Source organism: Bacteroidota bacterium, from assembly GCA_017303975.1.
Lineage (GTDB): Bacteria > Bacteroidota > Bacteroidia > JAFLBG01 > JAFLBG01 > JAFLBG01.
In genome coordinates, this window is the sequence record JAFLBG010000019.1 from 1 (window position 1) to 20,649 (window position 20,649).

At 35.2% G+C, this 20,649-nt stretch carries 16 protein-coding genes; 10 read left to right on the forward strand and 6 right to left on the reverse strand.

What is annotated here, in order from left to right:
* The 3 genes from J0M08_07975 to J0M08_07985 form a co-directional block, all read left to right on the forward strand.
* Positions 1-2,075 (forward strand): hypothetical protein (locus J0M08_07975; GenBank protein ID MBN8702987.1); only part of this gene is annotated, 2,075 nt, incomplete at its 5' end.
* The gene (locus tag J0M08_07980; GenBank protein MBN8702988.1) at positions 2,076-2,366 is read left to right on the forward strand and encodes a hypothetical protein; all 291 of its coding nucleotides are present in this window, start codon (positions 2,076-2,078) and stop codon (positions 2,364-2,366) included. It begins immediately after the preceding gene.
* Positions 2,367-2,532: 166 nt separating this feature from the next.
* A complete protein-coding gene (locus tag J0M08_07985) occupies positions 2,533-2,937 on the forward strand; it encodes a hypothetical protein (protein MBN8702989.1) in 405 nt (134 codons plus the stop codon).
* 241 nt (positions 2,938-3,178) lie between these two features.
* On the opposite strand, the gene J0M08_07990 is transcribed toward J0M08_07985, so the two are convergent.
* Both J0M08_07990 and J0M08_07995 read right to left on the reverse strand, forming a co-directional pair.
* Positions 3,179-4,546 carry a hypothetical protein gene (locus J0M08_07990; protein ID MBN8702990.1) on the reverse strand — a complete coding sequence of 456 codons (1,368 nt, stop codon included), beginning with the start codon at positions 4,544-4,546 and terminating at the stop codon, positions 3,179-3,181.
* A gap of 595 nt (positions 4,547-5,141) precedes the next feature.
* Complete coding sequence (locus J0M08_07995; protein MBN8702991.1) at positions 5,142-5,681, reverse strand: hypothetical protein; 540 nt, start codon at positions 5,679-5,681, stop codon at positions 5,142-5,144.
* Between the two features lie 218 nt (positions 5,682-5,899).
* On the opposite strand from J0M08_07995, the gene J0M08_08000 reads away from it, so the two are divergent.
* On the forward strand, positions 5,900-7,096 hold the full coding sequence (locus J0M08_08000; GenBank protein ID MBN8702992.1) for a hypothetical protein: 1,197 nt from the start codon (positions 5,900-5,902) through the stop codon (positions 7,094-7,096).
* A 186-nt stretch (positions 7,097-7,282) separates the two neighbouring features.
* Complete coding sequence (locus tag J0M08_08005) at positions 7,283-7,912, forward strand: hypothetical protein (GenBank protein MBN8702993.1); 630 nt, start codon at positions 7,283-7,285, stop codon at positions 7,910-7,912.
* A 77-nt stretch (positions 7,913-7,989) separates the two neighbouring features.
* Here J0M08_08005 and J0M08_08010 read toward each other — a convergent pair whose 3' ends face one another.
* Together J0M08_08010 and ppk1 are read right to left on the reverse strand one after the other, a co-directional pair.
* The gene (locus tag J0M08_08010) at positions 7,990-8,892 is read right to left on the reverse strand and encodes an exopolyphosphatase (GenBank protein MBN8702994.1); all 903 of its coding nucleotides are present in this window, start codon (positions 8,890-8,892) and stop codon (positions 7,990-7,992) included.
* Positions 8,873-10,975 carry a polyphosphate kinase 1 gene (ppk1, locus tag J0M08_08015; protein ID MBN8702995.1) on the reverse strand — a complete coding sequence of 701 codons (2,103 nt, stop codon included), beginning with the start codon at positions 10,973-10,975 and terminating at the stop codon, positions 8,873-8,875. The genes J0M08_08010 and ppk1 overlap by 20 nt, the downstream gene beginning before the upstream one ends.
* A gap of 82 nt (positions 10,976-11,057) precedes the next feature.
* Between ppk1 and J0M08_08020 the strand changes: the two genes are divergently transcribed.
* Positions 11,058-11,642, forward strand: a complete 585-nt coding sequence (locus J0M08_08020; GenBank protein ID MBN8702996.1) for a pseudouridine synthase — start codon at positions 11,058-11,060, stop codon at positions 11,640-11,642.
* 36 nt (positions 11,643-11,678) lie between these two features.
* Here J0M08_08020 and J0M08_08025 read toward each other — a convergent pair whose 3' ends face one another.
* Together J0M08_08025 and J0M08_08030 are read right to left on the reverse strand one after the other, a co-directional pair.
* Positions 11,679-12,350 carry a hypothetical protein gene (locus tag J0M08_08025; GenBank protein MBN8702997.1) on the reverse strand — a complete coding sequence of 224 codons (672 nt, stop codon included), beginning with the start codon at positions 12,348-12,350 and terminating at the stop codon, positions 11,679-11,681.
* A gap of 77 nt (positions 12,351-12,427) precedes the next feature.
* A complete protein-coding gene (locus J0M08_08030) occupies positions 12,428-12,676 on the reverse strand; it encodes a hypothetical protein (protein MBN8702998.1) in 249 nt (82 codons plus the stop codon).
* A gap of 168 nt (positions 12,677-12,844) precedes the next feature.
* Here J0M08_08030 and J0M08_08035 point away from each other — a divergent pair, with 168 nt between their 5' ends.
* The 4 genes from J0M08_08035 to J0M08_08050 all read left to right on the forward strand — a co-directional run bounded on the left by J0M08_08035 (position 12,845) and on the right by J0M08_08050 (position 20,638).
* Complete coding sequence (locus J0M08_08035; GenBank protein MBN8702999.1) at positions 12,845-13,945, forward strand: Nif3-like dinuclear metal center hexameric protein; 1,101 nt, start codon at positions 12,845-12,847, stop codon at positions 13,943-13,945.
* Position 13,946: 1 nt separating this feature from the next.
* Positions 13,947-14,726, forward strand: coding sequence for a hypothetical protein (locus tag J0M08_08040; protein MBN8703000.1), 780 nt, complete (start codon positions 13,947-13,949; stop codon positions 14,724-14,726).
* A 227-nt stretch (positions 14,727-14,953) separates the two neighbouring features.
* Positions 14,954-19,009 carry a gliding motility-associated C-terminal domain-containing protein gene (locus J0M08_08045; protein ID MBN8703001.1) on the forward strand — a complete coding sequence of 1,352 codons (4,056 nt, stop codon included), beginning with the start codon at positions 14,954-14,956 and terminating at the stop codon, positions 19,007-19,009.
* Positions 19,010-19,084: 75 nt separating this feature from the next.
* Entirely contained in the window at positions 19,085-20,638 is a 1,554-nt protein-coding gene (locus J0M08_08050; protein ID MBN8703002.1) for a glycine--tRNA ligase, read from the forward strand.
* Positions 20,639-20,649: the final 11 nt, after the last annotated feature.

The following is a 20,649-nucleotide window of genomic DNA, read 5'->3' on the forward strand; positions in this document are numbered from 1 at the left end:
GATTTGTTTCTCAAACTGCCGATGTGAAAACTCTGGCACACGAATTAGCGCATGGAGCCTTTGGTTTGGAGCATCCGTTCCCGCAAATAACACAAGGCTCTTCGGGGTTGCTCATGGACTACGCTTCCGGAGAAGAGTTGACGAGGATGGAGTGGGATGGAGCGCATACTGCACTTCCTATGTTTATTTGGAATGATTCAGAAGAGGATGGCAGTTTGATGAGCCCAATTTGTGTACAAGATAGTTTAGTAAAATACCATGTGCTTGCCCCTAATGGTTGGGCATTTAAACTTCCAACAAAAAGTAGTATTAAAAAATATTCTACTTGCTTTCAAGGTGCAATAGAAGAGTTTGAGGTAAATGGTGTAAACTATAAAGCCGATTACGATGGTGGTTGTAATGCGTTTAACCAAAATGCAAGCGATGATTTTTATGGATATAAAAACAGCTCAGGCACACAGCTGTCTGGAATTAACTATGTTCAAGCAGCTCCAAGTGTATTTGCATTTATAAAAGAAAATAACACAAGTACCAATGTGTTTAAAATAAAGAATTACCAAGCTCCATATAATGCAAATAACAAATTGATAGATGTCAACTCTGCAACTAGTTATTTAAACTCTTATTTATCTGCTGCAAAGGTAGAGTGTAAGTTTAGCGCATCTTACAATTCTGCTTCACTTACTAACGATCCGCAGGTAAATGCAATTAAGGGTTTGTTTAATAGCCTCAATCCCAATGCAGCTGTTTATGTGTTGATTGGTAATACCATCGTAGAGCGAGATTCAGCTACTAATCAGCCTAAATATAAGAGCATATCGCAAAGCAAGGTAAATCAGCTTAAGCAAAAAATAACAAATAAAAATTTTACGCAGCCTTACGCTGTTTTCTTTGAAAAGACAACAAGCGGTTTTCAAGTTATTGTTCGATACAATGCTGCAACACCTATTAAACCTGGATATGGCACTCCGCAACAAGTACTACAGCAATCGGAGCAAATAGTAGAGCAGCGATTAAATACCTATTTACAAAACAAAAATGATCTTACTAAAAAGGAGGGGGTTTCTTCAGGGGCTTCTTTGCCCGATGGTAGTTCTATTTCTACTAGGAATGAAAGCATACTGGAAAAGGCAATTCATTTAGTTGATTTAGGAAAAGAGTTTTTGGGAGATGCTAAAATACCCGAGAAATGTTGGGATAAGAACAACGCTAATTACAGCAATTTCTTTTTACACACAGGAGCCTTGCCGAGTGGCATTGGCGATGGCATCATAGAAGAGGCAAAAGATATTCCGGTATTAGTTGCTTATGGATGCGACTTAGCGCTCAACCCACAAACTCGGCAGGAAGTAGCGAGCGCCTTTGCCAATTTTACGTTTGATACATTGCTCAACGGGCTTACCAATGCAGGAAAATCATGGGTAGGTACCTATGCCCAAGCTAATTCACAGTCATGGCACCAAGGCGGAAAAGATGCGGTTATGGTGCTTTCCATGGTTAGCGGTATGGGTGCGGTAAAACAATCTTTAGATGCCGCAGCTTCGGGTGTTTCTAAGAAAATGGATGAAGTGACTAAGGTGGTGAGGAAGAAGGCGGTTGGATTAAAAATGCTTGGGACTAAAATTGATAATTTTGTCACAGTTATTTCGAAAGATGAAACCTTACCCAATTGGATAAAAACATCATTTAAAGATGCTGAATACATGACTGTTCAAATAAATCAAAAAGTAACACTTTATAGAGATTTTGGAGGAGCTGCAAAAATGGATGGTAGTTTTTCAACAACAATAAATAATGCAACTAGAGACGAGCTTGCTCTTGATGTAAATTTTAATAATAGCATGCGCTTCAAATCGACAATTGAAGTTCCAATAGGAGTGTCTTTAAATATTGGAAAGGTAGGCCCTTATCCTCCTGGGTCTCCAAACGCATTACCCGGAGGTGCAGATCAGATATTGTTGCCAGATAATTATTCTCATTCTTGGATAAAAGAAGTATTAGATACACAGACAGGACAATTATATACAGTTGCTCAATTCAAGCAAGCATTTCCAAATCTTATTAAAAATCCGTAAATGATGAACACTCAGTTTGTTTTAAAAGAAATTGAAGAAATTATACAAACAGTAAAAGATCATGCTTCAAAAAACTTAAATCACGTTACTGATTGTGATTTTTTTTTAAACAAATATTCTTACTTCAAAAAATCGATTGCTGATAATAATTTAAAGGAAATTAACGAATTTATTTATTGGAATAAATGGTATGCTCCGCGAATAGTTTATGATGGAATTGGGAATAAGAAACTCATTGGCTTAATTGAAAAGCTTAATTCAATGTTTGATGGGAAAGAAAGGACTATCTGAAAGCTTTATTAGCTAGTAGAATTGGCAGTAAATGTAACAATAAAACTTAGCTGCCTAAGGCGGCTATACAACCACCGGAGGTGCTAAACAAACTTTCTTGCTAGACGATAGTAAATGGACAATTACTTTAGAGCCTAATTCATTAATCCCTCCAAAATAAAAACGAATGAAAATAAATGAAAGAATACGAGAAATCGAAAATATCGAAGTTGGATTTGATATTTCGTTAGCTGAGAAAAAATTGAATATGCTTGATTCGCTATTATCTGAAATTGAAAATTCATATTTTTCAGATATTTGTAAAATCTCTAGAGAAGAAATAATATCGGTACTTCAACATTGCTATGGAATATCCTATGAAATAGGAAATACAAAACAGAGTCTATTAAATTCGAATAAAGAAATTGAAATTTCTAAAAGAACTTTATCAATAGCAAGATTATTGTTTGGTAAGTCAAAAGAATTGCTGCCTTATTTATCATTAAACCTTGTCAACTCCATTTCTAATAAAGAATTGCATAATTCGATAAGTATGGAAATATCAGAAATTAAAAATCAAACTTTGAAATAAAATTCCCCGTGCGCGCTAAGCTGAAATCAAATATGTGAGTTATGGCTTTGTGTGTAACCTTATTAAAAATTGGTCTTGCATCTTTGAAACTTAGCTGACTTCCTAATTCCTGTTCTCTAACAAGATCTTCTGCATTTATTGATAAAATTTGTTGAAGTCTATTATTTATTGACTCAACAATATTTTTTTTTGCTCAGCTGTCGCCCTTTATTTAATTTAATATAGTATTTAAGTCCAAAAGCTAGTTAAGTTTTAAATCAAGTTCCCATTTATCTACACCAATTAATTGGAGGATTAAAATTCCGCTTATACGATATAATAGTTTATTTGCTTGTTCCAATTCATCATAATTAATGATTTTAGTACTACCATGTATTAATGAGTTTCTAATTCCAACTAATTTCTTTAAATCGATTGAGCAATTGGTTATATCAATTTTGTTTTTTAATAAAAATTCTTCAAGAGGTCGTTTCATCGGTCTATATTTCAAATCGTTTCTTAAAGAATTTAATTTCGCTTTAAATTCTTCTTTTTCTTCTTGAGAAACGATTTCGATAAGTATATCAATGGCTTCGTCACATTTTGTGTTTTTTATTCTTTTTGAGCTTATGAACGAAAATTTCGAATTGATTTCGTCATCCATTGCTTTTAAGTATTCAATAATGCTATAATAAATAAGAAATTTTGAGGAATCATATACATTTTTTGCATGTAAAAATCTACTAACTACAATTGTCAGTTTATTATAATTGTCCAATGAAGATCTTTGCCAATTGGAATTCATAAGTTCATGAAAATCCCCGTAGTTTTTAAACCCCCATAAATTACCATTTGGAGGTAGAAAGTCCTTTCTTGATATTTTTTTTATTTCAATTGTACCTGCCTCTAAATGGATTCTTGAAAAAGTATAATTTATAGATGAATGGAAATAAAATGAAGCAATGCTGCTAATTAAACTAGCATATTTTATAGCCTCAATTTCAGTTACTTTTTCTTTATAAATGAACTGAATTTTGGGCTCTTTAATAATCTTAGCCTCACGATTATCATCATTAAAACAAAAATTAAACTCTGGACGAAAGCTTGCTTTTTCGATATTATAATATGCTTCCATTCCATTCATTCGGCTGATAGAAAATTTATCGTCTGTGCCAAATAAAGGAGCATAATACTTCTTTACCAATTCAAATCCTGAATCATTCAGGTAAAATTCACCTGTATTTATACTCTCTTGAGAAGGAAGCCAGTAAAGCTTAACGATGTCAATTTTAATACTTATGTATTCATAATTTCCTTCAAACTGTTTTGATCCTACTTTAAAACCTATTAATGCTGAATCAGAAATGTCAATTTTTTGGAGGTTCGGATTATTTCTACTATTTACTTTTATTTCTAAAAAAGAACCAAATTTTCTCCAATTTATTCCCTCAAGCCATTTACAAAGTTTATTTCCAAAATAAGTTTTAGGTTCAAAGAGTATTCGCAATTCAATTTCATTTTCTTTTGTGTATAGATGTACATGGTGAGAAGCCTTTACTTTTTCAGAATGTTCATAAAATTTATCGAAATCGATATCAGGGAAGGAAAGTTCAAAACAAAGATAATCCATCTATTCTCCTAGTTTTTAATATTAGTACAATTTTGAAATTCTTTATAAAGAATTCCCTCATAGCCCTTATCATTAATAGAGTTATTTGTTTCACTCATTTTTCATGGGTTTGCGTTTATTAGACTTCTCCTTTGAAAAAAGATCCGTAGTATATTTTTCGTAGAGTTCAAATAAAAATTCCATTCGTTTGTCTTTGCTTAATGCTCTATCTTTTATTTCGTTCCAGCTTAATGCCATTGCAGTTTGTACTATGTTTAACAACTAAAAATAGGGAAAAGATTGTAGCTTTTTCGAGATGTTAAAATCTTTATGGGGTTTGGGAATGCTTGTAGAGAGACTAATTCCGTAAGCTAATTTAGTAGTTGTTTGTGTTTAGAAAAGATTAAGTCTAATGTTCTCCAGTATACACTATGCAGAAGTCCTGAATTTGTTTGCTACATCTTAGTGTTTAACTGTTAAGCAGAGCTTAACATAATAAAATGGGCACTAAGAAAATCTTAGTGCCTACTGGGGACAACTAATTTATTCTTATCTAAGAACAGCAGCTTAACCTAAATTTAGTGCAATGAGGAAACAGGTCACTTTTTATATTGGATTATTTAATCGTTTTTGAATGTTTTGTATTATATAAATACACTGCTTGGGTTATATTGTTTGATTGCTTATACTTTGCTAATATTTCAGGATCATCTTTTAATAGTTTTTTTAAAGTTATAGAACTAGAACCAACACCAATAAAATCTCCTACTGAAGTTAATGAAACGTATAATTTAGTATTAGGAACAAATGCTGTTATTTCAGGATATGCCTCTCCTCTGGCTCCAATTTTCGTCATAATATTACCCCAAAGACACATATCCCCAGACATCAACATTTTCAGAGGGCCGTCTTTGGGATGTATGCGAATAATCCGACCACCACCATCCCAAAAAGCATATAGCTCGTTTGTCTTAAAATTTACAGATTCACCTTTATGTTTAAAGGTAATAACGTCTTTGGCAGAAGAAAATAGTTCATACCCAGATATCAAAGAGTCTTTGATAAAAGCTTCCTTCGTAAAATAAATTCCATTTTTTTGAGCCAAACATTCTAAACTCAATAAAATTAACATATTTACATAACCCATTTTTCTCATAACACCAAATAATAAAATTTACTAAAATTAGAAAAAAAGACCCACTTTTAAAGGGAATTCAGATTTTACACAAAGAAGATAGATGTTCGAAATTTATTCCAAGCTGAACTTTGTGAAAATACAAGAGTTGTAGATTAACCTTTTTGCTATAAAACGGTAACATTCAATTGTGCGCATGGAGATATTTTTTATTTTTAGGCACATAAACCAACATAATCATGAAAAATTTATTTTTTGCGACTATAATTCTAATTATACTGAATCCTCTAAAGGCGCATTCTCAAAGCGTAAAAACCAAGCACCAAAGTTTTAGGTATGAGATTTTGCCTCCCGTGGTTTTGCCCAAAAATTATACAACTTATAAGGTGGAAACAATAAACGAATCCTCCGATGGAATTCCGTTAAACCCTAAATTTATTTATGTAAAAGAAGAGTATTTAACCGGGTTGAAAAACACCACAATGGTGGCGTTTAAAACGGGCGTTATTGCTGGAGGGAGTATTATTAGTAAAACCAATGAGCAAAAAGTAGAAGACAATACAACAGCCTCTTTGCAAATAAGTATTCTATTTAATAATTTGGAGATAGTCGATAAAAAAGATTTTTCAAATCAAGCTATAAATCCTCAAACAGCAACAACTCAAGGGTATTTTACTTATAAATTATTTTTCAAATTCCCTTATCGAATTAGAATAAAAGATGTAGATGCAAACAAATATATTTTGGACACTTTGATTAATACTCAAAAAAGCACCTTGTTTCCATGTGACTACAGATACGATGGATATGGCAACAAAACGAACTTCCCTGGCTACACCAATAAACCCGACTTAGATATAGACTATAATAAAAACGGAAAGGACTTATATGCAAATTCTAAAATGATACTTGCACAAACTTGCATGAATGAAGTTAAAGAGATATTGAAAAACAAATATGGCTATGACTGGAGATTACAAACTGTACACATAAGTCGAGTAAAATCTAAAAGCCCCAAATTTGATGTGTGCGATACAATTTCCGGAATCATGGATAAATTGTTTGATTCGATTTCTTATAATACCAAAAACGAAAAACACTTAAACTGGCACACAGTTTTCGTGAAAAATGAAATAAATAAGGTAGCTCCTATCTGGGAGAAAATGATTTCTAGTAATTATTATTTAGAAGAATTTAAAGACCCCCTGGTAAGAGATGAATTTATTTATAAAACTAAAAGAAATTTAATTGTTGCCTATTTATTTCAAGATGATTTTGAAAAAGCGCTTAAGCTTTATTATGAAGTAGAGCCATTAACTGCAGTTAAGTTTTTAGGCGGAACAACTCCTGATGAGCATATGAAAACATTGCTTGAAGTTATACTCAGAGAAAAGTCGATGTATTCGCTGCACAAAAAAGCATATAGCTATCAGTAAATAGTTTTTTGCATTTAGTATTTAGATAGCTGTGTGTATCACACCACACTAGCCGTAACTTTATTCTTGTACATTTCCTACAACTAATGAATTAAAGGGTTTGGTGGAAGTAAAAGGTCGTCATTTTTTAAAATGTTAGAATAAGTTTAGGGTAAATAGTATATTTATTTACTAAAATAAGCTAAGATGAAAAAAATACTTCCTTTACTATTTATTGTGTTCTTTACTGCGAACTCTTTTGCTCAAGATAATGCTATACAAGTAGGAGAAAAGGTGGCCGTAACGTTTTTTGATTTCGATTTTGCCTTAGGTTTTTGGGGCGAAAAATCACGCACAGTAAAAATTGGTTCTGAAGAAAAGAAAACGGTTGAAGTTATCATGCGAAATATGGAAGAAAGTTTTAACAAGCGATACAATGTAACTTTAGAGCCTGCTAAATTAAATTATAGTGGAGATGAAGGTGTATGGACGGTAAAATGTTTTCCTAAAATTAAAACCAAAAATGCCATTGAATTAGGTTATGATAAAATAATTGAAATAAATGCATATATGCACGCTTCTGCAGCTATTGGGATAGGAGTGGGTCCTGTATCCGTAAGCGAACCAAAACCTGTAATGTTCTTAAAAGTGAAAATTAAAGACAAAACCGGCAAAACAATTTGGAGTAAAACCGCAAGAATAAAAGACGATGAAAGACAAACCAGTATTGCGGTTGGTGGTTTTAATGCAAATGGCGGTTTTACAGGAGAATCAATCATCGATTTATATAATGCAACCCTAGAAAAGGTTTTTCTTAAGGTTGATAAGAAAAAGTAGCGCTGCCTACAATTTCAAAATATTCAGGAGCTTATAAAGCTACACGCGCTTTCTTCTATTATAGTAAGTTGTAACACTTACACCACACTAGCCGTAACTTTATCCTTGTGCTTTTCATATAGCTGGTGTATCAAACCGTCAGAAAGTCCTATTTGCGGCACAATCATGTTTTCTATGTTGGCGGCTTTCATAACAGCTAATACAATGCGCGTGGCAGGAACAATTACATCGGCTCGGTCGGGGTTCATTTCAAAAACCTTCATGCGCTCTTCGTAGCTGTAATTAGATAACAAATCGTACAAATATTTTACCTTGCTGTAAGGTACCGATTTACCCGGTTTACGATTGGTCATTTTAAACAACTTATTTATGTTGCCCCCCGAACCTATTGCTGTAAGAGGTTTGTAGCTTTTGGTGTTAGCTTTAATCCAGTCTTTGAAAAAATTCCAGTATTGTTTATCTACCTGGTTGTGCAGCAGCCGAATAGTGCCAATATTAAAGGATTGCGAGAGCACTACTTTGTTTTTCGAAAAAAGAGTAAGCTCCGTGCTTCCTCCGCCAATATCAATGTATAAGTACGATTGATTTTTGTCTAAATGTTCCTCCACGTGGTTGGAGTAAATAATGTTTGCCTCGGTTTTTCCATCTACAATTTCGATAGTTAGACCAATTTCTTTTTTTATATACTCTATTATTTCCGGTCCGTTGCTGGCATCGCGCATGGCCGATGTGGCGCAGGCTCGGTAGTCGACAGCACCGTGTATGTCCATTAAATTTTTAAAGGCTTGCATGGCCTTAAAAAAAAGCTCTTGCTTGCGCGGACTTATTCTGCCTAACAAAAACGAATCTTCGCCCAAACGAATAGGTACACGTATTAGGTCAGCTTTTTTAAAAGCTGGCTCGTTGTTGTTGTTTAAGTAAACGTGACACAGTAACAAACGCATTGCGTTTGAACCAATATCAATTGCGGCTAGTTTCAACTAATAAACTTTTTGCTAAGTTAATAGCAAAGTTATTCTTAAAAAATAAATATATATCATCTTGCGCTCTTATTTTGGTTTTTTGTGTAGATGATTTATACACATTGGTTTGCTTTTGATCTATGGTGCGCGCTTTGGTATTGTCTTTCCACTGAATGTCCATAAGCGATTTGATTATGGTTTGAATATGTTTGTCGTAAATTGGAATAGCCACCTCCGAGCGGTAATCTAAATTGCGGTTCATCCAATCGGCCGATGAAATATAAATTTTTTCATCGCCACCGTTACAAAAAATAAATACTCGTGCGTGTTCCAGGTATTTATCCACAATACTTATACATTCTATTTTGTCGCTCATGCCGGCAATTTGCGTTACTAAGGAACAAACACCACGTACAATTATTTTCATTTTAACCCCGGCCGCATTTGCTTCGTATAGTTTAGAAATAATTTCGGCATCAACCAAACTGTTTAATTTAATGCTTATGTAAGCTTCCTTGCCTTCTCGTGCATGATCAATTTCTGTTTGAATCATACGCATAAATTTTTTGCGCATGGTAAATGGTGCTACCAGCAAATGCTTGTAGGTTCCTACTTTTAGGTTGTCGCTGTAAAATTCAAACAGCTTTTCTACTTCGTCTGTAATTCTTTTGTCGGCTGTTAGTAAGCTAAAGTCGCTGTATATTTTTGCCGAATCTTCGTTGAAATTTCCGGTGCCAACGTGCGCATACACAACTTTTTTGTTGTTCTCTTTTCTAACAATACTGAAAAGCTTGGAATGTACTTTTAAATGCGGCACGCCAAATATTACCGTAGCGCCCTCTTCTTGCAGTTTGTTAGCCCAGTAAATGTTGTTTTCTTCATCAAACCGTGCTTGCAACTCTACTACAATTGTAACCTGTTTGCCGTTCTTTAAGGCGTTTATGAGCGCATTAATAATGTTAGAGTTTTTTGCGGCTCTGTACAGCGTAATTTTAATGCTTTCTACTTTTGGGTCGATAGATGCTTCACGTAAAAAATCGATAATATGTTGGTAGGATTGATACGGAAATGTAAGCAGTATATCTTTTTCTCGCACCGTTTTAAAAACACTTTTGTGTATGTCTAAAAACGGGTGACTTAGGGGATGCGGGATTGTGTATTTTAAATCTTTTCTGCCTAAGTCAGGAAAATTCATAAAATCTTTAAAGTTGTGGTAACGACCACCCGGTATTAAATTTTCCTCGTTTAACGGCTTTAATCTTTTGGTAAGATACGTAAGCATGTCCTTGCTAATTTCGCAATCGTACGTTAATCGTACCGGCTGACCTCTTTTTCTTTTCTTAACACTTTTCGAAATTTTTTCTACAAAACTTTTTGATACATCCTGGTCTATATCCAATTCTGCATCTCTTGTAAGCTTTATGGTGTGCGCCTCTATGGAGTCGTAGTCGAATATCGAGTAGATATCATCCAAACAAAATCGAATAACATCGTCAATTAAAATAATGTACTTTTTGTTTTTTGCAGATGGTAAAACCAAAAAACGATTTGCGCCAGTTGTTGGAATTTCTATAAGTGAATGTTTGCTTTTTTTGTCTTTGCCAAATTTGGTAAGCCGCACCAACAGATATATTGTATTGTCTTTTAAATAAGGAAAGTCCGGAGCGCTGTCCAACATAATAGGAAATAACGATGGAAGGACATTGTCCAAGAAATGCGCTTTTACAAAATTTTGGTGTTCGGTATTTAACTGTTTTTCGTTTATGATGTAAATATTATTGCGCTCTAAATCCTTTAAAATTTGAGTGTAAATTTTGTCTGATTTGTTTTGTTGGATGATGACTATTTTTTGAATTTTTTCCAACAAATCTTTTGGGTCTTGCCCTAGTTGCTCCTTAGCCTTTTTGCCGGCTTTGGTCATTCTTTTAATGGTGGCTACGCGCACCCTGAAAAACTCGTCTCTGTTATTCGAAAAAATTCCCAAAAATTTGATTCTTTCTATTAGCGGAACCGCTGTGTCTGCTGCTTCTTGCAATACACGGTCGTTGAAAGACAACCAACTAATATCTCTGTTAATTAATGTTGCTGTTTTAACACCCATATACTTTTATTGTTTGTAATAACAAAGCAAACAAGTTATACAAACAATGTTAATTTAATGTAATCTTTGTGCAAAATTTTGAATTGTGACGCACCACCACTACTTAATTTATAAACCTTATGGTTATTTGAGCCAATTTGTGTGTGAGCATAAGAATAAAAAACTATTAGGCGAGTTGTTTGATTTTCCGCTAGGAATAATGGCCATTGGTCGTTTAGACGAAGATAGCGAAGGGTTGTTGTTGCTAACTACCGATGGAAGAATAAGCGAACTGATAAGAAGCAGAAATATAGAAAAGCAGTATTATGTTCAATTGGATGGAATTGTAACAACCCACGCAATAGAAAAGCTAAGGCAAGGAGTTGATATAAGTATTCAGGGAGAAAAATATACAACACTTCCTTGTAATGCATCTATTTTAACTGAGACCCCTTTGTTTCCGGAGCGAAGCAAAAAAATACGTAGCGAAAGGCACGGCCCCACCACCTGGATTTCTATTGTTTTAACAGAAGGCAAGTACAGACAAATTCGCAAAATGACTGCTGCGGTTGGTTTTCCAACGTTACGCCTTATTCGAGTAAGAATAGGTGCTGTTTATTTAAACAATCTAAAGCCGGGAGAGGTAGTGGAGTTGAACAACTTAGCTGAGCAAGTTATTGCCTCTTAGATGTCCGCTGAGGCTGAAATTCAAACTAAAACGGGGTTATTTCTTTTTTAATTGCTGTAGTTCTAGCAATTTAGAAACCATATAAAACATTTCGGTAGCAATGGTTTTATTAAGTTCCATGTATTTTTCTTGTTCGTTTTTTTTTGCTTCGAATTCGGTGGGTGTTTTATAAGGCAGCTTTAAGTAGCTCATTTTTTGGTCAGCAAATGTTTCGCCCGATGAGCAGATGTTAATGAGAATGGTGGTTTCGCTATTTATTTTTCCTAAGGTGTTTTTTGGGGCAATTATATATTCGGGTGCATTGTTGTTTAGCGAAATTGTATATCCTTTAGGAATAGTGTTCGATTCGGCATAATAGAATCCGGATTGCTTTAGAATATCCACAACTCCGGGATAAATATCTGCAATAGAATCGCCATAAGAAAACGCAATTCTATCCACCACACCATAGTAATAAAAGGCAGTTTGTGTCCAGGTTTGCAACAGCTGTGTTCTGCGTGTATTTGTTTTACAAGCATATACAATGTGCTTTTTTTCTAATAGCTCAATGGCAATATTGTTGAGTACTGCTTTTCTTTTTTTGGAAATCTTTTTTGAGTTGGAAATAGCCGTATTACAAAAATTAGACAATTCCTTATTAAACGCAATCTGTTGTGATGCCGCAAAGTTGCTAATACATACAAAAGCAAGAATCTTAAACCAATGCATACTTACAAGATATAAAACTCTTGCAAAGCTAACACAGAAATTGCCATTTAGAAATGCTTGCTAAAAAACAAACTTGGTTATGCTGCTACAAGCGCCATAGGCTCTGCGTAACCCAAGTCTTCCAATGACACTTTGTAAATCGAATAATTGTTCCCTGTTAAATTAGAAGTGGATTTTATTTTGCTAAACGTGTTGTAGCTTGCAAAATAATACTCAGGCTCTTCGTTGTTTTTTTGTTCCCACACTACACCATACACTTCTTTCCCACTTTTAAGTTTAAACCTGCAAGGTAATTCTTTGTAGGCTTGAAATTGTGAATAGTCCATAGGTTTCTAGGTTTTTTGTTTAATTTAACGAAGAAAAATAGAAAAGGTTAGCCTGAGTTTTCAACAAAATAAAATTTATGTTAATAGCTCTTAACAGTAATCAACAATAGTTCATTACTTGGTTAATTTCAATTTTATTAAATCATAACTTTTATTATTTTAAATAGAATGAAACTTAAAATTAAAGACATCACAAATTATTTAGAGTCAATTGCCCCTCTGGCTTATCAAGAACAGTACGATAATTGTGGGTTGTTGGTAGGCGATAAAGAAACAGAGCTTACATCGGTTCTTGTTGCTCTGGATTGTATAGAAGATGTGGTAGAAGAAGCTATCCAAAAAAAGTGTAACCTTATTGTAGCCCATCACCCCATCATTTTTAGCGGACTTAAAAAAATTACCGGTAAAAATTACATCGAACGAACCATACTAAAGGCAATAAAAAACGATATTGCTATTTACGCAATGCATACCAATCTTGACAATGTGAGCAATGGCGTAAATGCAAAAATTGCAGAGAAGTTGGGCTTGATTAATTGTAAGGTTTTAGCCCCCAAGCAAAAACTCTTGAAAAAGATAATTACTTTTTGTCCTTCGGAACATGCAGATAAAGTGAGAGCTGCTTTATACGAAGCGGGTGCGGGGCATATAGGTAATTATGACCACTGTTCGTTTAATACCGATGGCTTTGGAACATTTCGGGCGTTGGAGGGTAGCCATCCTTTTGTAGGTAAACAAAATGTGCCCCACCAAGAAAAAGAACAAAAAATAGAAACGATATTTCCATCGTATTTGCAAAGCAAAGTAGTTTCGGCACTTTTTGCAAGCCATCCGTACGAAGAGGTGGCGTATGATATAATTTCTTTGGATAATAATTCCACTACCGTAGGTTCGGGAATGGTGGGAGAGTTAGAAAGCGAACTTTCTGAAAAAGACGTATTTCAATTAATTAAAGCCCAATTAAATTGTACTGTTATTCGCCACTCAAGCTTATTAGGTAAATCAATTAAAAGAATTGCAGTTTGCGGAGGCTCCGGTAGTTTTTTGTTAAACGAAGCAATATACTCTGATTGTCAGTTGTTTATAACTGCAGATGTTAAGTACCATCAGTTTTTTGATGCAGATAAAAAAATTGTGATAGCTGATATCGGACACTTTGAAAGTGAGCAATTTACCCCCGAATTAATAAAAGCGTTTATTTTAAGAAAATTTCCTACCTTTGCCGTTCACTTAACGGGTGTAAATACTAACTCAATAAATTATTTTTAAAATGGCTAAGAATAAAGCAGACGAAAAATCAGATGTATCGGTTGAAGAAAAGTTAAGAGCACTTTATCAATTACAACTGGTAGATACTAAGATTGATAAAATAAAAACAGTTAGAGGCGAGCTTCCATTAGAGGTTAGCGATTTAGAAGATGTTGTTGCCGGTTTAGAAACACGTTTTAATAACTTTACTGCGGAGATTGAGGCGTTAGAACAAAGTATTAACGACAAAAAGAATGCGATTAAAGATGCTCAATCGCAAATAAAAAAATATACTGAGCAACAAGGTAAAGTTAGAAATAACAGAGAGTACGATTCTATTACGAAAGAGATAGAATTCCAAAATTTGGAAATTCAACTTGCAGAAAAAAGAATGAAAGAAGCTAAAGCGACTATTGCCGCTAAAGCCGAGATGATAGAATCTGCAAAAACAGAGTTTAACGACAAAAAGAAGGATTTAAAGCATAAAAAAGAAGAGTTGGATGAGATTGTGGCTGAAACTCAAAAAGAGGAAGATGCTTTATTGAAAAAGTCAAAGACTGCATCTGCTTTAATAGAAGAAAGATTACTTACAGCATACAAACGTATTCGCTCTAACGCAAAAAATGGGTTGGCAGTAGTAAGCGTACAAAGAGATGCTTGCGGAGGATGTTTTAATAAAATACCACCACAAAGACAATTGGATATTAGAATGCGTAAGAAAATATTAGTTTGCGAACATTGCGGAAGAATATTGGTAGATGCAGAATTGGTGCCGGAAGTAAAAGATAAAGAGATGGCATAAATTTCAAATTTTTATAAAAAAAGGGAAGTTGTTTAAAAACAGCTTCCCTTTTTTATTGACCCTGTTTTTGGTAGAGTTTCAAAAAAAACGTATATTATATTGTTGTTTGACCTGCACAAAACACATCCTGTTTCACTATTCCTATACCACAAATTTTTTGCATGAAAACTAACAGTACATTATATTCACTCATATTTCTTTGCTTCATTTCTATAACTCTCAATTCTATGTCAGCCGGGTTTTCTGATACGGAAGGTTGGCTGAAAAACAAATTCGTTTATTTAGAACCCAATTTGGGTCAAATTAAATCTCCGGAAGGTTTTGATCAAGATATTTATTATGCCGGACATTTTGGAACGACTCGCTTTTTTGTTACAAATAAGGGACTTGTTTATTATTTAAGCAAGCCTGCAACTAATACCACATCTCGAAAAGACCGTCAACAGCTTGCCTTGAATGTGGATGTTGAAAAAACAGGCGTAGTACTTGATTCGATAGCATATTTCCGTTTTGATATGCTAATAGAGGGTGCGAACATTGATAGAAATAATATAGTAGGAGAAGAGCCATCCATAGAGAGTTATAACTATTATTTGGGACACTGTCCAAAAGGAGTTACTCAAGTAAAAAAGCATAAAAAAATTACAATACGTAACGTGTATCCCGGTATCGATTGGGTATTGTATGGCATAAATGAGAATGGTTTGAAATACGACTTTGTGGTTCATCCCGGTGCAAATGCCAATCAGATACAACTAAAATACGATGGTATTGATGAAATAAATACATTGGAGAATAATCAATCAATTCAATTTGAAACACCCTTTGGAAAAATACAAGAAGGAAAACTTTTTTGTTTCCAAAATGAAAAGAAAATAGCTGCTTCCTACCAAATACAAAATAACAATGTACACTTTAATGTTTCTAATTACGATAAACATCAGCAACTCGTAATCGACCCTCCGGTACTTATTTGGGGCACATTTTTTGGAGGTTCTAATACGGAAGATATGGCTTTTGATATTACTACTCATAATGGTTATGTTTATGTGGCAGGGGAAACAATAGAATATACGGCTGGAACAGGATTCCCTACGGTTAATCCCGGGGGAACAGCATATGTTCAGGCGTATGATGAATGGGATGACTTTATTCTAAAGTTTGATACAACAGGAGTTCTGCTTTGGGTAACCTATTATGGAGGCACATCAACAGAGCAAATCCCTCATGTAACTGTTGATAATAGCGGCAATTTATATATGACAGGGAACACATTTTCTGCTGCTGATTTCCCTACACAAAGTAAGCCGGGAGCTTACAATCAACTTGTGAGTGGTGGTTCTCGAGAAGGTTTTGTTGTAAAGTTTGATAATACTGGAACTCGACTTTGGGCAACATTTGTAGGAGGTTCTTTACAAGAATTTCCACGCGAAATTAAGACAGATAATTTGGGCAACAAATATGTAACTGGTCGTGTTAATTCTACAAACATGCCGCTCGTAAATCCCGGTGGTGGTGCTTATTTTGACGGTACACACAATGGAGGTGTTTGGGATTTTTTTATTTGGAAGTTTGATGCTGCCGATAGTTTAGTTTGGTCAACCTATTACGGAGGTACTGCTTTAGATGAAGCAATGGCAATAGATATAGATAACTCAAATAATTTGTGGTTGGTAGGCATGACTACTTCTACTAATATTCCAACACAAAATTTGACTGGTGCGTACAACCAAGTTGCCAATGCCGGTCAATACGATGCATTTGCAATAAAGTTTAACAGTAGCCATGCATTGGTTTGGGCATCGTATGTTGGAGGTTCTGCTCAATACGATATGTTTTACGATGTAGATGCAAGTGTTGCCAATGATATAGTGATGGTGGGCGCTTCAAACTCTACAAATTTCCCAACTATGAATCCCGGAGGTGGAGCTTTTTTTCAAGGAACACTTGGTACAGCATCGACAAATAATTATAGAAATTGTGTGATTGTAAAACTGGATAACAATGCCGCAATGCAGTGGTCAACCTATTATGGAGGTAGTAATCCAGTTAACTTTCCTGGGGATGAAGCTTGGGGTGTAGTGACTGACAATGCAGGAGATGTATGGGTTACGGGTAGTGCCATATCTGTCGATTTTCCAACAGATGGATGTGGGGGATATTTTAAGGGGAATGTTGCAAATGGTGAAGCAGGAGAAAGTTTTTTGTTGCAGTTTAGTAATGCAAGTGCAAGAAAGCATGCAACGTTTTGTGGATCAACTTTGGATCAAGATGCGATGTATGGAATTTCTTTTTCTGCACCCCAAACAATTTTTTTAACCGGATTTCAAAATGGTATTAATCCGGTTCCTCCACTACAGAATCCTGGAGGAGGGGCATATTACCAAGCTGTAAAAGCCGGTGGAACAGAAGTCATTATTCAGAAGTATAGGAAAATAATATATAACCCAATTGCACAGGCTACAGTAAGCGATAGTGTAATTTGTGTGGGAGATAGTATCAATTTTTCAGATTTGTCTTATAATTATTATACCCCAGTTACAAAGTGGAATTGGTCATTTCAAGGGTCAGCGGTGCCAACCTCTAGCCAAAAGAATCCGGCAAATGTTTATTATACTAATCAAGGAGTATATAGTGTAACTCTTATCGCCTCCAATTTTTGCGAAGCAGATACGATATATAAAAATCTTTACATTACGGTTAATCCATTGCCTACTGTGCAAGTATCTCCATTGTCTGTATGCAGCGGAGTTGCTGCTGATTTAACTGCAAGTGGCGCTACTTCCTATAGTTGGTCACCATCCACAGGACTTAGTGCTACTATAGGTGCTAGCGTAACATGTAGTATCACAACTGCAACTAATTATACTGTTACCGGAACGGATGCACTAGGATGTGTTTCTTCTTCTTCGCTTGCTATTTCTGTAGTCCCGCAACCTACGGTTAGTATTAGTATAAACGACACAGTGTGCAATGGTCAATCAGCAACTATTACAGCGGGTGGTGGAACAAATTATAGTTGGAGCAATGGCTCTACAACATCAGCAATTAATGTGTCGCCATCGGTAAGTACAATCTATACAGTGTCGGTTTCAAATGGATTTTGTATGGCAAAAGACTCAGCAACTATTTTTTCGGAGGCTGCAATTGCTGCTATATCAGGTACTTCATCTATTTGCTCCGGATCATCGGCTACACTTTCTGCGGCAGCTGCTACTAATTATTTGTGGAGTATAGGCGGAACGGGCACTTCCATTGTTGTTTCTCCAACTACTAATTCCTTGTATTCATTAACTGTTTTCGGTCAGTATTGTTTGGATACATCATCTATTGCAATTACAGTAGATGTTCCTCCAACGCTTAGTGTAAGCAGTAATACGACAATTTGTGCAGGCCAATTGACAACTATAAGTGCAAGTGGAGCTGCAAACTACAGTTGGAGCAATGGTTCTACAACAGCATCTGTATCTATCTCGCCAACATCAAATACTACTTATACTGTATCGGCCTCAAATGGAGTGTGTCCCCCGGTTATTGATTCTGTAACTATTCAAGTAATGTTGTCTCCAACTGCAGATGCCGGAATAGACCAGATTGTGTGTGCGTCCCAAACCGCTACAATTACAGCATCTGGAGGGGTAACATATTTGTGGAGTACAGGGCAAACAACGGCTACTGTTATTGTAACACCTGTCAATACCGCTGTGTATAATGTAACCGTAAGCAACGGGAATTGTAGTAGTGTAGATTTTGTTACTATTACCGCTTCTTCCCCTGCTGTGGATGCAGGAAATAATACTACTATTCCTTATGGGCAAAGTGTTGCATTGAATGCTACAGGAGGGGTAACATATAGTTGGTCTCCCGGAGCAATGCTTAGTTGTACAACTTGTGCAAGCCCGCTTGCAAGCCCAACGGTATCTACCATGTATTATGTAGAGGCTACAGACAATAATAATTGTACTGCAATAGATTCTGTTTATATAACAGTTGAAACTCCCTGCGACCAAGAATTATTTGTTCCTAACGCATTCTCACCAAACAATGATGGACAAAACGATAACTTAGAAATAAAAGGAGTGAATTGCGTATTGTCGTTGCATGTTACACTTTATAATCGTTGGGGACAAAAAGTTTTTGAGACTACCAACCCAAAAGAATATTGGACAGGGTATTTTCAAAATAAACCTGCCGATACTGGGGTCTATTCCTATCTTATAACCGGTAGCGATCATTTAGGCAGTTCAATATCTCTAAAAGGAAATGTTTCACTTATCCGGTAATTGTTTTATTCCCCGTTAGTATGCAATTTCCAATACTCTAAAAAATCAACTATTTTAGGGCTCTAAATTATTAGTATGGCAAACAACGAAGATTTATTCAAGAATATTATTTCTCACGCAAAAGAGTATGGATTTATTTTTCCATCAAGCGAGATTTATGATGGATTAAGTGCGGTTTACGATTACGGTCAATACGGTGCCGAACTGAAAAAAAACATTCGTGAGTATTGGTGGAAATCAATGGTGTATATGCACGATAATATTGTAGGCATTGATTCTGCCATTTTTATGCATCCTACAATTTGGAAAGCTTCCGGACATGTGGATGCCTTTAACGATCCATTGATTGATAATAAAGATTCAAAGAAAAGATACCGCGCAGACGTATTGATTGAAGAGCATGTTGCAAAGATTGAAACGAAAATTGAGAAAGAAGTTGAGAAAGCAGCTAAACGATTTGGCGAGACATTTGATGTAAAGCTTTACAAAGAGACCAATCCACGCGTAGTTGAATACCAAACAAAGATTGACGAAATAAATACTCGCTTTAAAACAGCATTAGAGAACAATGATTTGGCAGAGGTAAAGCAAATTATTGTCGATTTAGAAATTGTTTGTCCAATATCCGGAAGCCGCAATTGGACTGATGTTCGACAATTTAATTTAATGTTCTCTACGCAAATGGGTTCTGTAAGCGAAGACTCCGGAACTATTTATTTGCGCCCGGAAACTGCGCAAGGTATTTTTGTAAATTTTTTAAACGTACAAAAAACGGGACGTATGAAAATTCCGTTTGGTATTGCACAAACCGGAAAAGCCTTTAGAAACGAGATTGTAGCACGCCAATTTATTTTCCGTATGCGCGAATTCGAACAAATGGAAATGCAATTTTTTATTCGCCCCGGAACAGAAATGCAATGGTATGAATACTGGAAAACAACTAGAATAAAATGGCACGAAGCATTAGGCTTCTCTAAAGAGAATTATCGTTTTCACGATCATATTAAATTAGCGCATTACGCGAATGCTGCTTGTGATATAGAATTTAATTTCCCATTTGGATTTAAAGAACTAGAAGGAATACATTCCCGAACCGATTTCGATTTAAAGAGTCACGAAAAATTTTCAGGAAAAAAATTACAATATTTCGACCCGGAATTAAATCAAAATTATGTGCCGTATGTTGTAGAAACATCAGTGGGTCTCGATCGTATGTTCTTAGCGGTTTTGTCTGCTTCTTATAAAGAAGAGAAGTTAGAGGATGGAACTAGTCGTGTAGTATTGAGAATTCCTCCATTTTTAGCGCCAGTTAAAATTGCAATTTTGCCATTGATGGGAAAAGATGGACTGGATGACAAAGCAAAAGAAATTTACAACGAATTAAAGTATAATTTCTACTGTCATTACGAAGAAAAAGATTCTATCGGGAAACGTTATAGAAGGCACGATGCCATTGGTACTCCATTCTGTATTACGATAGATCATCAAACATTAGAAGATAATACAGTAACTATTCGCTACCGAGATACAATGCAGCAAGAGCGAATTGCAATCCAAGAACTAGTGTCTAAAGTGTCAAAATTGACTGATTTTAAAGCTATTACAAATTCTTCTCCAACTTTGGCATAGAATTGGTATTG